The sequence below is a fragment of the Tepidiphilus succinatimandens genome, from assembly GCF_006503695.1.
GTDB classification, from domain to species: domain Bacteria; phylum Pseudomonadota; class Gammaproteobacteria; order Burkholderiales; family Rhodocyclaceae; genus Tepidiphilus; species Tepidiphilus succinatimandens.
Window position 1 is genome coordinate 1336 of sequence record NZ_SBIK01000007.1, and the last position, 14218, is coordinate 15553.

The 14218-nt window shown below is 62.0% G+C and carries 11 protein-coding genes and 1 pseudogene; 10 read left to right on the plus strand and 2 right to left on the minus strand.

Going from position 1 to position 14218, the window contains the following annotated elements; all coding sequences use genetic code 11:
- The 3 genes from EPD82_RS05580 to EPD82_RS05590 form a co-directional block, all read left to right on the plus strand.
- A partial coding sequence (locus EPD82_RS05580; RefSeq protein WP_206202204.1) for a TolC family protein occupies positions 1 to 1384 on the plus strand: 1384 nt, incomplete at its 5' end.
- A gap of 2 nt (positions 1385 to 1386) precedes the next feature.
- Complete coding sequence (locus EPD82_RS05585; RefSeq protein ID WP_141056065.1) at positions 1387 to 2985, plus strand: efflux RND transporter periplasmic adaptor subunit; 1599 nt, start codon at positions 1387 to 1389, stop codon at positions 2983 to 2985.
- Positions 2986 to 3001: 16 nt separating this feature from the next.
- Positions 3002 to 6154: a CusA/CzcA family heavy metal efflux RND transporter gene (locus tag EPD82_RS05590; protein ID WP_141056067.1), complete on the plus strand. Its 3153-nt coding sequence runs from the start codon at positions 3002 to 3004 to the stop codon at positions 6152 to 6154.
- 542 nt (positions 6155 to 6696) lie between these two features.
- On the opposite strand, the pseudogene EPD82_RS05595 reads toward EPD82_RS05590, so the two are convergent.
- Positions 6697 to 7068 (minus strand): annotated as a pseudogene (locus tag EPD82_RS05595) (integrase core domain-containing protein); the annotation flags it as partial.
- Between the two features lie 414 nt (positions 7069 to 7482).
- On the opposite strand from EPD82_RS05595, the gene EPD82_RS05600 reads away from it, so the two are divergent.
- The 7 genes from EPD82_RS05600 to EPD82_RS05630 are packed head-to-tail and all read left to right on the plus strand — an operon-like array spanning position 7483 to position 13237.
- A complete protein-coding gene (locus tag EPD82_RS05600; protein WP_476718293.1) occupies positions 7483 to 8403 on the plus strand; it encodes an NAD(P)-dependent oxidoreductase in 921 nt (306 codons plus the stop codon).
- Positions 8403 to 9005 carry a YqiA/YcfP family alpha/beta fold hydrolase gene (locus EPD82_RS05605; protein WP_141056071.1) on the plus strand — a complete coding sequence of 201 codons (603 nt, stop codon included), beginning with the start codon at positions 8403 to 8405 and terminating at the stop codon, positions 9003 to 9005. Before EPD82_RS05600 ends, EPD82_RS05605 begins: the two co-directional genes overlap by 1 nt.
- A gap of 50 nt (positions 9006 to 9055) precedes the next feature.
- Complete coding sequence (locus tag EPD82_RS05610) at positions 9056 to 9505, plus strand: OsmC family protein (RefSeq protein WP_141056073.1); 450 nt, start codon at positions 9056 to 9058, stop codon at positions 9503 to 9505.
- Complete coding sequence (locus EPD82_RS05615) at positions 9502 to 10863, plus strand: quaternary amine ABC transporter ATP-binding protein (RefSeq protein WP_141056075.1); 1362 nt, start codon at positions 9502 to 9504, stop codon at positions 10861 to 10863. Before EPD82_RS05610 ends, EPD82_RS05615 begins: the two co-directional genes overlap by 4 nt.
- Entirely contained in the window at positions 10860 to 11729 is an 870-nt protein-coding gene (locus EPD82_RS05620) for an ABC transporter permease (RefSeq protein WP_141056077.1), read from the plus strand. The genes EPD82_RS05615 and EPD82_RS05620 overlap by 4 nt, the downstream gene beginning before the upstream one ends.
- Positions 11726 to 12598, plus strand: a complete 873-nt coding sequence (locus tag EPD82_RS05625; RefSeq protein ID WP_141056079.1) for a glycine betaine ABC transporter substrate-binding protein — start codon at positions 11726 to 11728, stop codon at positions 12596 to 12598. The genes EPD82_RS05620 and EPD82_RS05625 overlap by 4 nt, the downstream gene beginning before the upstream one ends.
- A complete protein-coding gene (locus tag EPD82_RS05630) occupies positions 12599 to 13237 on the plus strand; it encodes a trimeric intracellular cation channel family protein (RefSeq protein ID WP_141056080.1) in 639 nt (212 codons plus the stop codon).
- Here the strand turns inward: EPD82_RS05630 and EPD82_RS05635 are convergent.
- Positions 13225 to 14166, minus strand: coding sequence for a CysB family HTH-type transcriptional regulator (locus tag EPD82_RS05635; RefSeq protein WP_141056081.1), 942 nt, complete (start codon positions 14164 to 14166; stop codon positions 13225 to 13227). The two genes, EPD82_RS05630 and EPD82_RS05635, sit on opposite strands and share 13 nt — an antisense overlap.
- Positions 14167 to 14218: the final 52 nt, after the last annotated feature.

Here is a 14218-nt window from a genome sequence, read left to right on the forward strand (position 1 = left end):
CGTGTCTTTGAAATCACTGGAGAATCGGATGTTGAAGAGTATTCACAAGCAAAAACGACGGGCGTCACTTGCCGTTCATAGGGCTACAAAAAAGGCAACTGCAGCGGGCCTGCTCATTGCGCTCACCGCAGGGGTATCTTTTGCCCAATCGCTGCCTGCTGCGCAAGCCAACCGCACAGCCCAATCTGAGTCGCAGGCCGATGTGGCGACGCCTCTGACGTTGCAGAGAGCCATCGCGTTGGCGCTCGACGGCAATCCAGACCTTACCGTCGCAAAACGTGAAATTGAGGCTGCTGAAGGTCAGGTGCTTCAAGGGCAAGCGCGCCCTAACCCAGAGCTTGCCTATTTACTGGAAGACCAGCGCGCACAGACCCGTACACAAAGCGTGCAGATCAACCTTCCCGTTGAAATGGGCGGCAAGCGCGCGGCCCGTATCGCGGCCGCCGAGCGAGGGCGCGACATCGCAGTGGAAGACCTGAATGTGCGGCGCATCGAAATCCGCGCCGCTGTGGTCGCCGCCTTCTTCGAAACGCTGGCAGCCCAGGAGCGTGTAGCACTGGCTCTTGACAGTGTCGATTTGGCGAGAAAAGTGACCGACGCGGTTGCCAAGCGCGTGGCAGCGGGTAAGGCTTCTCCCGTCGAAGAATCAAAGGCCCGGGTGGCTGAGGCCGGGGTGCGCGTTGAACTCGCCCAGGCGCAAAGCGAGCTGCGCAACGCTCGGGGACGTCTTGCCAGCTTGCTGGGTGCCAATCCACCTCGCTTCACCCTCGTCGCGGGCAATATTGAAGCGCTCCCGCCCGTTCCAAGCTTCGACAGTGTCCAGCAACGCCTGTCTGTCTCGCCAACCTTGCGTCGTGCGCAGCTAGAGATGGAACGCCGCAGATCACTGGTCGATTTGGAGCGCAGCAAGCGGGTACCCGATGTCACCTTCAGCCTGGGAGTGAAGCGCCCCAATGAGCTGCAGCGTGATCAGCTGCTGTTCGGCGTCTCCGTGCCGTTGCCGTTGTTTGATCGCAATCAGGGCAACTTGCTGGAAGCGCTGAAGCGCGAAGACAAAGCCCGGGACGAACTCCAGGCGTTGAACGTGCGAGTCGGCACTGAAGTGATGCAAGCCCGCGAGCGGCTGGACGCCATTCGCAGGGAAGTCGAGGTCTTGCAACGGGACGTACTCCCCGGGGCTAAGAGTGCCTACGACGCAGCCACCATCGGATTCGAGAACGGCAAGTTCAACTTCCTCGAAGTGCTAGACGCGCAGCGCACCTACTTCGCCGCCAAGTCCCAATACCTCAAGGCACTGGCCGAAGCGCATCGCGCGGCGGCGGACATTGACCGGGTGCTCGGCGACTCCACCCCGAATGCCGACAAGCCATCCAATCAGGAATGAATATGAAAATCGACACAAAAAAACTGAACATCAGCAAAAAGCAGTTGGTCGCCATCGCTGCAATTGCCGTGACTGGCGTAGTGCTTGGCACCGCCATTCTGAGCAACAAGACAAGCAAGACGGCGGAAGATGATGGCCACGGTCATGGCAGCCACGTTGAAGCGAAAGCGCACAGTGATGGTGAGCACCACGGCAAGACGAGTGGCGATGGGCACGATCATGACAAAGGCCACGCTGACGGCGAGCACCACGAAGGCCCCAGCAAGGGGCCTCATGGCGGCAAGCTGTTCAAGGAAGGAGATTTTGGGCTGGAGGCTTTGCTGGCCGAGGACGGAGGCGAACCACGCCTGCGGATCTGGCTGTTCAGCAAAGATAAGCCGCTTCCAAACAATGCAGCCAAAGTCAGCGCCACCATCACGCGCTTGACCGGAGAGACGCAGACCCTCAACTTTGCACCTGACAAGGACAGCCTGGTGAGCCGTGAGGTGGTGCCCGAGCCACACGCGTTCGAGATCAGCATCGTTGCCCAGACTGCCACCGAGTCCTTCATGTTCGTCCTGAACCAAGAGGAAGGGAAGGTCGAGCTTAGCGATGCACAAATCAAGGCCGCATCCATTGGCATCGACACGGCAGGTCCTGCGCGCATCAAGTCTGTTTTGCAATTGCCAGGCGAAATTCGTCTGAATGAAGACCGGACTTCGCACATTGTTCCGCGCATTGCGGGTGTGGTCGAGAGTGTGCAGGTCAGTCTGGGGCAGGCGGTCAGACGAGGCCAAGTTTTGGCCGTCATCGCCAGCCCGGCGGCATCAGAGCTGCGCAGCGAGTTGCAGACAGCACAAAAGCGATTGACCTTGGCCAAGACCACGTATGAGCGTGAAAAGCGGCTCTGGGAGCAGAAGATCTCTGCCGAGCAGGACTACCTGCAAGCCAAGCAAGCCTTACACGAGGCAGAGGTCGCCGTGGCCAACGCCCAGCAGAAGCTGTCCGCCTTGGGTCTGACATCAGGATCTTCGGGGGGGCTCAATCGCTTCGAGCTGCGCGCGCCATTCGACGGCTTGGTGATCGAAAAACATCTCAGCCTCGGTGAGGCAGTCAAGGAAGATGCCGCCGTGTTCACCGTGTCTGACCTGGGACAGGTCTGGGCCGAGATCAACGTGCCCGCGAAGGATTTGCCGCTGGTCAGGGTTGGCGAGAAGGTCACCATCAAAGCGACGGCCTTCGATGCCAGCGCGACCGGAACCATAACTTTTGTGGGTTCGTTGATCGGTGAACAGACTCGCATGGCCAAGGCCCGCGTGGTCTTGTCCAACCCCAAGGGCGTTTGGCGTCCTGGTCTGTTTGTCAGTGTGGAGGTGACTGCATCGGAGGCGGAAGTACCCGTGACTGTGGCCAGTGACGCCATTCAGACCTTGGGCGACAAGCCCGTGGTGTTCCTGAAAGTGAACGGAGGCTTCATTGCCCAGCCCGTGCAGTTGGGCCGCAGTGATGGCAAGCGGGTCGAGGTGGTGCAAGGACTCAAGCCGGGGGCTCCCTACGCGGCAGCAGGAAGTTTTGTCTTGAAGTCTGAGCTCGGCAAGGCCTCTGCCGAACACACCCATTGATACCGGAGTCGCGCACATGTTTGAAAAACTTATTCGAGCATCCATCGAACATCGATGGTTGGTGTTGCTAGCAGTCATCGGTATGGCGGCCGTCGGCGTATTCAACTACCAGAAGCTCCCCATCGATGCAGTGCCGGACATCACCAACGTCCAGGTACAGATCAACACCCAAGCACCGGGGTACTCACCGCTGGAGACCGAGCAACGGGTGACTTACCCGATTGAGACCGCGATGGCGGGCCTTCCCAACCTGGAGCAAACCCGTTCCCTGTCCCGCTATGGACTGTCACAGGTGACCGTGATCTTCAAGGACGGCACCGACATCTACTTTGCGCGCCAATTGGTCAACGAACGCATCCAGGAGGCGCGCGACAAGTTGCCCCCCGGAATTACCCCGACCATGGGTCCGATTTCGACCGGCTTGGGCGAGATCTACCTGTGGACGGTCGAAGCCAAGGATGGTGCGAAGAAGCCTGATGGCCAACCCTATACGGCCACCGATCTGCGCGAGATTCAGGACTGGATCATCAAGCCGCAGTTGCGCAACGTGCCCGGCGTCACAGAAATCAACTCGATTGGCGGCTTTGCCAAGGAATACCAGATCTCGCCGATACCCGAGCGACTTGCCTCGCTGGGCATCACCTTACAGGACATCGTGACGGCATTGGATCGCAACAACGGCAACGTGGGCGCGGGCTATATCGAAAAGCGTGGCGAGCAATATCTGATTCGAGCGCCCGGTCAGGTCAAAACCTTGGAGGACATCAGCAACGTGATCGTCAGCAGCGTCGGTGGTGTGCCGATCCGGGTGCGTGACGTGGCCGAGGTTGGGCTGGGGCGTGAACTGCGCACGGGTGCCGCCACAGCCAACGGGCGCGAAGTGGTGCTGGGCACGGCCTTCATGCTCATCGGGCAAAACAGCCGAACGGTTTCCCAGGCCGTCGACAAAAAAATGAAAGAAATCAACCGCAGCCTGCCTGAAGGCGTGCATGCGGTCACCGTTTACGACCGTACCGTGTTGGTGGATAAAGCCATCAGCACGGTGAAGAAGAATTTGTTGGAAGGTGCGATCCTGGTGATCGTGATCCTGTTCCTATTCCTGGGCAACATTCGAGCGGCCATCATCACGGCGACCGTGATTCCCTTGTCAATGCTGTTCACCTTCACGGCGATGGTGACCAACAAGGTGAGTGCCAATCTGATGAGCCTCGGGGCGCTGGACTTCGGCATCATCATCGACGGTGCGGTTGTGATTGTCGAGAACTGTGTCCGTCGTCTCGCGCATGCGCAAGCTCAATACGGCAGGCCTTTGACGCGCTCGGAACGATTCCACGAGGTGTTCCTGGCCTCCAAGGAATCGCGCCGACCGCTCTTGTTCGGTCAGCTCATCATCATGGTGGTGTACCTACCCATCTTCGCCCTGACCGGTGTTGAAGGAAAGATGTTCCACCCGATGGCGTTCACCGTGGTCGCCGCGCTCGTGGGTGCCATGATTCTGTCGGTGACTTTCATCCCAGCAGCCGTCGCACTGTTCATTGGCAACCGCGTCAGCGAGAAGGAAAACTGGCTGATGGTGCAGGCCAAGCGCTGGTACGGTCCTTTGCTGGACCGTGTCATGGCTGCCAAGGCCGTCGTCTTGGCGGTTGCCGCAGTAGCGGTGGTTCTGTGCGGCTTGATCGCGACCCGCATGGGCAGTGAATTTGTGCCCAGCCTGAACGAAGGCGATTTCGCCATCCAGGCCCTGCGCATTCCGGGCACCAGCCTTTCGCAATCGGTTGCGATGCAGCAGCAACTGGAAGCCACGCTGAAGGCCAAGTTCCCCGAGATCGACCGCGTTTTCGCGCGCACCGGCACGGCGGAAATCGCGTCCGACCCCATGCCGCCGAACATTTCCGACGGCTACATCATGCTCAAGCCGGTGTCCGAGTGGCCGGAGCCGCGCAAGTCGCGCGACGAATTGCTGGCGGCCATTCAGGAGGTCGTGGGCAAGGTGCCGGGCAACAACTACGAGTTCTCGCAGCCTATCCAATTGCGCTTCAACGAACTCATTTCAGGGGTCCGCAGCGATGTGGCGGTGAAGATCTTCGGCGACGACATGGACGTATTGAACAAGACAGCCGAAGAAGTCTCGTCCATGTTGCAGAAGATCCCCGGTGCGTCTGAGGTCAAAGTTGAACAGACCACAGGATTGCCGATGCTCACGGTCAACATTGATCGTCAGAAGTCCGCGCGCTACGGGCTGAACGTGGCCGACATCCAAGATGCAGTGGCCACGGCCATCGGCGGGCGTGAGGCCGGGACGCTGTTTGAAGGCGACCGTCGATTCGACATCGTGGTTCGGTTGCCAGAATCCCTGCGCAACGACTTGGAAGGCATGAAGCGCTTGCCGATTCCTTTGCCGCGCGGAACAGGTACGGGAGGTCTTGAAGGCCGAACCAACTTCATTCAACTGGGTGAAGTGGCGAGCTTCGAGTTGGCACCCGGCCCGAATCAGGTCAGCAGGGAAAATGGAAAACGTCGCATCGTTGTAAGTGCCAACGTTCGTGGTCGAGACGTGGGCTCGTTCGTCGCGGATGCAAAAGCAGCTCTGGCACAGGTCAAGATCCCTCCTGGGTATTGGACGAGTTGGGGCGGAACTTTTGAGAACCTGCAGTCGGCAACACAACGCCTGCAGATCGTTGTTCCAGTCTCTCTGCTCCTGGTGTTCGTCTTGCTCTTTGCGATGTTCGGCAACGCCAAGGATGGTTTGCTGGTTTTTACCGGCATTCCGTTCGCGTTGACGGGTGGAATCCTGGCGCTGTGGCTGCGCGACATCCCCATGTCGATCTCGGCGGCAGTGGGCTTCATCGCGCTCTCAGGCGTCGCCGTACTCAATGGCCTTGTGATGATTTCCTACATCCGCACCCTGCGAGAGGAGGGAATGCCTCTGGACGCGGCCATTCGGGCCGGCGCGTTGACCCGTTTGCGTCCCGTGCTGATGACGGCCCTGGTGGCGTCTTTGGGTTTCATCCCGATGGCGATTGCCACTGGAACCGGCGCAGAAGTTCAGCGGCCCTTGGCCACTGTGGTGATCGGCGGCATCGTGTCTTCCACATTACTGACGCTACTCATACTCCCCATTCTTTATCGTCTGGCCCATCGACCAGACGAGCAAGAAGAGGATACGTAGTTCGCTATTGGGGTGATGGACACCATCCGCTGGATATTTCGGTCAATGGCGGGACTGCGATGGAAACTGTTCCGAACTCAATGATCCGCCTACGGGTAAAGGCTGGCAGCCATCGAATCGCCTTCAGTGCTGGCGGGAAGTCGTTTGACCGAACAATTTCCGGCATGGCAGGAGAGGTTCGCTTGGTGGGCATTACTGGCACAGACTGGTCTTGGGGTAGTTCGTCTCACGCGTGGGCAGACGACTCTGATGATCAGGTCAAAAGACAGGCTCGCCGGTCTCGTCTGATCAAAGATATATCGTTGCTGTGAACAGACTCGGCCAAATGGTCGAATCCGTGCCCTCAAGACCCACCTGTTACTATCTGTCTCTGAAAGCGGACGCGGGTTCGGTTCCGTGCTCCACCACCAACACCAAAAATCCCAACCCTTATCGGTTGGGATTTTTTTGCTCATTCCCCCAGCATTGGCGCGGATTCCGGCCTTTGCCTCTTGAGCACGTACCTCGGGCAAGTCAAGATAGTTGTCGCCTGATTCATGCCATCACCTGCCTTCTATTTCAGCTTGGGTAGAGTCCTGAACGACGCTGTCCCGTTCCGGGTTGAGCGTGACGGCCCCGATCGGTGTCCAGTCCCGTGTCTGCCCGGACCAGCGTGCCGGGTGACGTTCGCGGGCTTGCAGATAGGTCTGGTGCCGTGCCGCCAGGATCGCGTGGTCTTCCCCTGCATGTCGCTGGGCGGGGGTGACGTAGCGCAGGCCGCTGTGGCGATGCTCGACGTTGTACCAGTGCACAAAGTTCTGTCCCCAGCAACGGGCTTCGTCCAGGCTGGCGAAGCCGCGCGCCGGGAATTCGGGGCGGTACTTCGCCGTCTTGAAGAGCGATTCGACGAAGGCGTTGTCGTCGGACACCCTGGGTCCTGAGGTTCCCTCCTCCCGCTGCGCCAAGCCGTCAATCGGTGGAATCAGGCAACACGACGATTTAGCCCCCTGACAACATGGGGAATCAACCCCGATCGATCAACTCTCCGACGTGCGTCAGCAACGGCTGTAAATTCAGTGACACAGGCCAACGAGTGCAACTTGATACACCGAGTTGAATGGAAGCGGCATCATGCTGGACCGGATCGGTGCCAGCAGTAGATCTTTCCCACCCCGGCGTCCTGCCTACTCCTTGCCTCGGCCCTGCTCGCCGAATGCAACGAGGAAAGGATGAGCGACAAGGTCTATCTCAACTCGCATGCCTGATCTTGACATTTCAATGACATCGACTTGGTACATTTACAGGAAGAAAGTTGCACCACCCCTCATCTCGACTATCATGATTCCGTTATCCCTGAGGAGGTCCACGGCATGAAAATCGCTTTTCTCGGCCTCGGCCGGATGGGTTCCGGCATGGCACAGAACCTGCTGCGCGCTGGCCATGAGCTCGTCGTCTATAACCGCACGCCGGAGCGGATGCAGCCGTTGGTGGCGCAAGGCGCGAAACCGGCAGCCAGCCCCGCGGAGGCAGTTCAGGGTGTGGATGCCCTAGTGACGATGCTTGCCGACGATGCAGCGGTGGAAACGGTGCTCTTCGGCGCGAACGGCGCCTTTGCCGCGCTTCCTGCTGGTGCGATCCACGTCTCGTCGAGCACCCTGAGCGAGGCTTTCGTCGTGCGGCTGGCCGAGGAACACGCCCGTGCCGGGCACGGTTTCGTCTCCGCCCCGGTGTTCGGCCGGCCCGAGGCCGCCGCGGCGGGCAAACTGCGCGTGGTCGTCGCCGGAACACCGCAGTTCGTCGAATGCGCTCGTCCGATCTTCGAGGCGATCGGCGAAGCCGTGCACGTCGTCGGCACGCAACCCCAACTGGCCAACGTCGTCAAGCTCGCGGGCAACTTCATGATCATGGCGCTTCTCGAGGCGCTGGGCGAATCCTATGCCCTGATGCGCAAGGCCGGTATCGAGCCGCTGCAGTTTCTCGAGATCATCAACGGGCTCTTTCGCTCGCCGGTCTATGAAAACTACGGCCGCATCGTGGCCGAAGAGCGATTCTCCCCTGCCGGCTTCGCGGCCAAGCTGGGGCTGAAGGACGTGCGCTTCGTGCTCGCTTCGGCCGAACGCGCCGCGGCGCCCATGCCGCTCGCGAGCCTCGTGCGCGACCGCTTCCTCGCCCTGATGGCCCAGGGCGGAGAGTCGCTCGACTGGGCGGCGCTCACCCGCATCGCGGCGATGGAAGCCGGTTTGCTTTCCCCCTCAAAGGACGCCTCCTGATGATCCTCTACCTCCACGGTTTCCGCTCCTCGCCGCAATCGGTGAAGGCGAGGGCGCTCGCCGCGCACATGGCGGCCAAAGGGCTCGCCGACGCGTTCCGCTGCCCCCAGCTGCCGGTGGCTCCGGCGGAGGCGATGGCCATGCTGCGCACCGAAGTGGCGCGGCTCGCCGAGCACACAGGACGGCTGCCGACGGTGGTGGGAAGCTCGCTGGGTGGTTTCTACGCCACCCGGCTCGCCGAGGAATTGGGCGTGCGGGCGGTGGCGGCCAATCCGGTCGTCCATCCGTCGCGGGGGCTGTCCGCCTACGTGGGCCGGCTCACCAACCTCTACACCGGTGAGCCTTTCGAGTGGACGCCCGAGCACGTGGCGCAGCTGCGTGCGCTGGAGCGCGACCGCCTGGAACATCCCGAGCGGATCTGGCTGATGGTGGAGCTGGGCGACGAGCTGCTCGATCACCGCCAGACCATCGCCTTCTACCAAGGCGCGAAGCAGACGGTGCTCGAAGGGGGCGATCACAGTTTCACCCGCTGGAACGACTATCTCGACGAGATCCTCGTCTGGGCCGGGTTGATGCCGGCAGGGAAGGCAGAGAAAGACTGACGGCCGTCGGTGCTACCATTGACTCCACCCATTCATCGGAAGGAGCGATCATGGAAGAAAAAAACCCGCCCAGTGTCAGCCTGCGCCAGATCGAAGGGTTCCAGTTCGAAGTGCGTTTCGGCGAAGGCATGCCGCCGCTTCTCACGGACGAGCCGCCGCCGCTGGGCAAGGGCACGGGCCCCACGCCGACTCACCTGCTGCTCTCGGCCGTGGGCAACTGCATGGCTTCCAGCCTCTATTTCGCCCTGACGAAGTTCAAGAATGACCCTCGAGGCGTGCGCGCCGAGGCGAGCGCCGAGATGGGGCGCAACGAAGCGGGCCGCTTGCGCGTGCGCCGCATTCACGTGCGCCTGGAAATCGGGGCGCCCGCCGCCTCCCTGCAGCACCTGGACCGCATCCTGGGGCAGTTCGAGGAATTCTGCGTCGTCGGCCAGAGCGTGGCCGCCGGCATCCCGCTGGTGCTCAGCGTCTTCGACGGCGAAGGAGTGCAGTTGAAATGAGCGCCACAGCACCGACGCCGACCGATTCCGTCCACCAAGCGCGCACGCCCAAGATTCGCCTGGAAAAAGTCAGCAAGATCTTCGGGCGTCATGCCGATCGGGCGCTCGAGTTGCTGGCCCAGGGGCTGGACAAGAAAACGGTACAGGAGCGCACTGGCGTCGTGGTGGGGGTCTACGACGTCTCTCTGGAAATCGCCGAAGGAGAGATCTTCGTCATCATGGGGCTGTCGGGCTGCGGCAAGTCCACGCTGTTGCGCCTCATCAATCGCCTGCACGAGCCGACCACCGGCAAAGTCTTCATCGGCGAGGAAGACATCACGGCCATGGGGGCGCATGCGCTGCGCCGTCTCCGCCGCAGCGCTTTTGGGATGGTATTCCAGAGCTTCGCCCTGCTGCCGCACCGCAATGTGCTCAGCAACGTCGAATTCGGCCTCGAGTTGCACGGCGTACCCCGCCCGACACGGAGAGAACGCGCGCAGCAGGCCATCGAGACGGTGGGCTTGAGCGGCTACGAACACAAATATCCCGACGAGCTCTCTGGCGGCATGCAGCAGCGTGTCGGGCTCGCCCGGGCGCTGGCGGTCGATCCGCAAATCCTTTTGATGGACGAGGCCTTCAGCGCGCTCGACCCGCTCATCCGCGGCCAACTGCAAGACGACCTCATCGAGATCCAGGAGCGCGTGGGCACGACGGTGGTGTTCGTGTCGCACGACCTGGACGAGGCGATCAAGATCGGCACGCGCATTGCCATCTTGCGCGACGGGCGCTTGGTGCAGGTAGGCACCCCGCAAGAAATCCTCGCTGCACCCGCCGACGACTACGTGAGCGCCTTCGTGCGGGGCGCCGACCGAACCAAGGTGCTCACCGCCGCCGACGTCATGCTGCCATTGCACACTTTCGCCCATTTGCGCGATTCGCCCCGGGCCTTGTTGCGCAAGATGCAGCACAGCGGCTTCAGCGGCCTGATCGTGCTCGACAATCAGCGCCATCCCTTGGGCTATGTCGAATTACGGCAAGTGATCGAGATGCGAGACCAAGCGCGTCTCGAACGCTCCGCCTTGCGCCCCCTGCCCTGTGCCGCGCCCGAGGAACCCTTGTCGGAGCTCATTCGGCGATCCAACGTCGAAGGCTCTCCGATGGTCGTGTGCGACGCCAAGGGTCGGGTCATCGGGGTCATCGACAAAACCACCTTGCTGGCAGCCTTGGCGCAACAGGGTGAGACGGACGAATCCGCTGCCGCGACGAGTGAGCAAACCGCCGAGCAGCCGGCCTGCGCGGAGCCGACGCCCAACGAATCCGCGCAGAAACCGCCGTCCGGCGAGTCGCGAGTCTCCATGGAACGCGAGGACAAATCATGAAGGAATTCGCTCCCATCCCGCTGGGTGAGTGGGTGAGTGACGGCATCGACCGGCTCACCCTCGAATACGCCACGGCCTTCGACTCGATCAGTTTCGTGATCTACGAGTTGATCGACTCCCTGCAAAGTGCTCTGCATGCCATTCCTGCGCCGTGGTTCATCGTGCTCATTTCCCTGCTCGCCGTGCTCGCCGCAGGGTGGCGGCGCCCTGGCGGCTGGGGGCTGGGGCTTTTCACCCTGGTCGGTCTGGGCCTGGTCTGGAACCTGCGCCTGTGGGACGAGCTCATCACGACGCTCTCCCTCGTGCTCGCCAGCGAAGTCTTGGTGCTGCTCGTGGGCATCCCCTTGGGCATCGCCTCCGCCAAAAGCGCCATGGTGGAGCGCATTCTGCGCCCGGTGCTCGACGTGATGCAAACGATGCCCGCTTTCGTCTACCTCGTCCCCGCGGTAATCTTCTTCGGGCTCGGTTTGGTGCCTGGCGTGATCTCGACCACCATTTTCGCCCTCCCGCCCCTCATTCGCCTCACCAGCCTGGGTATTCGGCAAGTGCCCCGCGAATTGGTCGAAGCCGCGCTGTCTTTCGGGGCCACGTGGTGGCAGCTGCTCACCAAGGTCCAGGTTCCCGTCGCCCTTCCTGCCATCATGGCCGGCGTCAATCAATCCATCATGCTCGGCCTCTCCATGGTCGTGATCGCCGCCATGATCGGCGCCGGGGGGCTGGGCAACGTCGTGCTCGAGGGCATCACCCAGCTCGACGTCGGCAAAGGATTCGTCGGCGGGCTCGCCGTGGTCATCCTCGCCATCGTCCTCGATCGCATCACTCAGTCCACGGGGAAAATCTATCAACAAAAGGGGAAACCGCGATGAAACGACGCCACTTCCTGTTCCTGAGCTCCGCGGCCGCGCTCGCTTCGTTCGTGCCGCGCGCGTTCGCCCAAAGCGCCACCGTCCGGATCACCTACGTGAAGTCCTGGCCCGACAGCAATCTGAATACGAACATCGCCGCGCACATTCTGCGCGAGCATCTGGGACAGACGGTGGAGCTGATCAACACCGACGCCGGCCCCATGTGGGCGGCCGTCGCCACCGGTCGGGCCGATGCCACGCTGACGGCATGGCTTCCCACCACCCACCAGGTCTACTGGGAACGCTACAAGGATCAGGTGATCAACCTCGGTCCGATCACCGAGGGAACCTGGTTGGGCCTGGCCGTTCCCGACTACGTCCCGATCGATTCGATCGAAGAGCTCGATGCGCACGCCGACCGTTTCGGACGGCGCATCGTCGGCATCGAAGCCGGCGCCGGCATCATGATCAATACCCAAGAAGCGATCGAAGCCTATAGCATCAAGAACCTGCGCTTGATCAACAGCTCCACTCCGGCCATGCAGGCCGAACTCGCCCGGGCGGTGGCCCGTAAGCAGTGGATCGTGGTCACGGCCTGGACTCCCTTGGGAATCTGGGCGCGTTTCCCACTCAAACAACTCGCCGACCCCAAGAACATCTATGGTGAGCAAGGGCATATCGATGCCGTGATCCACCCGAACCTTCAGGAGCGCTCGCCCGAGACGGTGGAATTCTTGCGACGCTACAAGATGCCGCTCGACGAACTCCAGCGCATGATGCTCGCGCTCGACGAAGGCAAAGCGCTCGAAGCGGTGACCCAGGAGTGGCTGGATCGCAATCGCGCCACGATCGAGCAGTGGGTTGCCGAAACGCAAGCCGCAGTGGGTTGAATGACGCTCATCCAATGGCTCGACTACGCGGGCGTGGCGGTGTTCGCCCTCTCGGGCGGCATCACCGCGGCGCGCAAGCGGCTCGACCCGGTCGGATTCGCCCTCATCGGCACGGTGACCGGCATCGGCGGCGGCACGCTGCGCGACCTGCTGCTCGATCGCCCCGTCTACTGGATCACGCAGTGGGAATATCTCGTCATCACTCTGCTCGCCGCCTGGGCGGTGTTCGTCTGGGGGCGTTTCGCGCCGCGCCCGGCACGCCCCGTGCGCTGGAGCCGGCTGCTCGACTGGGCCGACGCCATAGGGCTGTCGGTCTTCGCCCTCATCGGTGCGCAAGCCGCGCTCTCGGCCGGGGCCAACGGATTCATCGCCGTGGTCATGGGCATGATGACGGCGAGTTTCGGCGGATTGCTGCGCGACATCCTCTGCAACGAGATCCCCATGATCCTGCACCGGGAGATCTATGCCTCCGCCGCCGCAGCCGGGGCCGCGGTCTACGTTTTGGGGCTACGAGCCGGCTGGCCCCACGATCCCACGCTCGCCGCTGGTGCCGGCACGGCCCTCGCGCTGCGCGGACTGGGCATCACGCGGGGCTGGCATCTGCCGGCGTACCAAGGGGAAACCCCTCACAACCCATAATCCTCCCCATCCCCCCGTAGCGCCCGCTCCACCACGTCGCGTTTGAGGTGCGGCGCGAAGGCTTCGATGAAAGCGAAGACGAATCCGCGCAGGTAGGCGTCGCGCAGGACGCCGATGCGCGTCGTGTTCGATTCGATCAGATGCCCCAGGTCGCGGCAGACGAGGTCGGTGTCGGCCGCCGGGTCGAAGGCCATTTTCGCCAGGATCCCCACGCCCAACCCCATGCGCACGTAGGTCTTGATGACATCCGAGTCGATCGCCGTGAGCACCACCTCTGGCTTGAGGGCGCGCCCGAGAAAAGCCTTGTTGATGTGATCGCGCCCGGTGAAGGCACCGTCGTAGGTGATGATGGGATGGCGGGCGATCGCCTCCAGGGTGAGCGGCTCCAACGTGGCGAGCTCGTGGCCTTTGGGCACGACCAGTGCGTGCGTCCACTGGTAGCAGGGGAGCTCGACCAGCTCGGGGAAATCGCCGATGCCTTCGGTGGCGATGGCCAGATCGGCCTCGCCGGCGATCACCATCTCGCACACTTGCCGCGGGCTGCCCTGGTGCAGGGAGAAGCGCACCTTGGGAAAACGCTCGCGGAAGTTGCGGATCACCGTCGGCAGCACATAGCGCGCCTGGGTGTGGGTGGTGGCGATCGACAGCACCCCCTCGTCGGCGCGCGAGAATTCTTCCGCCACCGCGTGCAGGTGGTTCATGTCGCGCAGCATGCGCTCGCAGATCGCCACGATCTGGCGCCCCGGTTCGGTGAGCGCGGTGAAGCGCTTGCCGTGACGCACGAAGATGTCCACGCCCAGCTCCTGCTCGAGGGCACGGATCTGCTTGGAGACGCCGGGCTGCGAGGTGAAGAGCGCATCGGCCGCCTCGGACACGTTCAAATTGTGCTGCACCACTTCGACGACGTAGCGGATCTGCTGCAGGTTCATCACCGTTTCCTAATAACCGCCGGTTATCGAAGTCTAACGCAAATCGCCTGTT

Coding starts and splice junctions, on each gene's coding strand:
- EPD82_RS05585 (WP_141056065.1), top strand. CDS start 1,387: ATGAAAATCGACACAAAAAAACTGAACATCAGCAAAAAGCAGTTGGTC.
- EPD82_RS05590 (WP_141056067.1), top strand. CDS start 3,002: ATGTTTGAAAAACTTATTCGAGCATCCATCGAACATCGATGGTTGGTG.
- EPD82_RS05635 (WP_141056081.1), bottom strand. CDS start 14,166: ATGAACCTGCAGCAGATCCGCTACGTCGTCGAAGTGGTGCAGCACAAT.
- EPD82_RS05620 (WP_141056077.1), top strand. CDS start 10,860: ATGAAGGAATTCGCTCCCATCCCGCTGGGTGAGTGGGTGAGTGACGGC.
- EPD82_RS05625 (WP_141056079.1), top strand. CDS start 11,726: ATGAAACGACGCCACTTCCTGTTCCTGAGCTCCGCGGCCGCGCTCGCT.
- EPD82_RS05605 (WP_141056071.1), top strand. CDS start 8,403: ATGATCCTCTACCTCCACGGTTTCCGCTCCTCGCCGCAATCGGTGAAG.
- EPD82_RS05615 (WP_141056075.1), top strand. CDS start 9,502: ATGAGCGCCACAGCACCGACGCCGACCGATTCCGTCCACCAAGCGCGC.
- EPD82_RS05630 (WP_141056080.1), top strand. CDS start 12,599: ATGACGCTCATCCAATGGCTCGACTACGCGGGCGTGGCGGTGTTCGCC.
- EPD82_RS05610 (WP_141056073.1), top strand. CDS start 9,056: ATGGAAGAAAAAAACCCGCCCAGTGTCAGCCTGCGCCAGATCGAAGGG.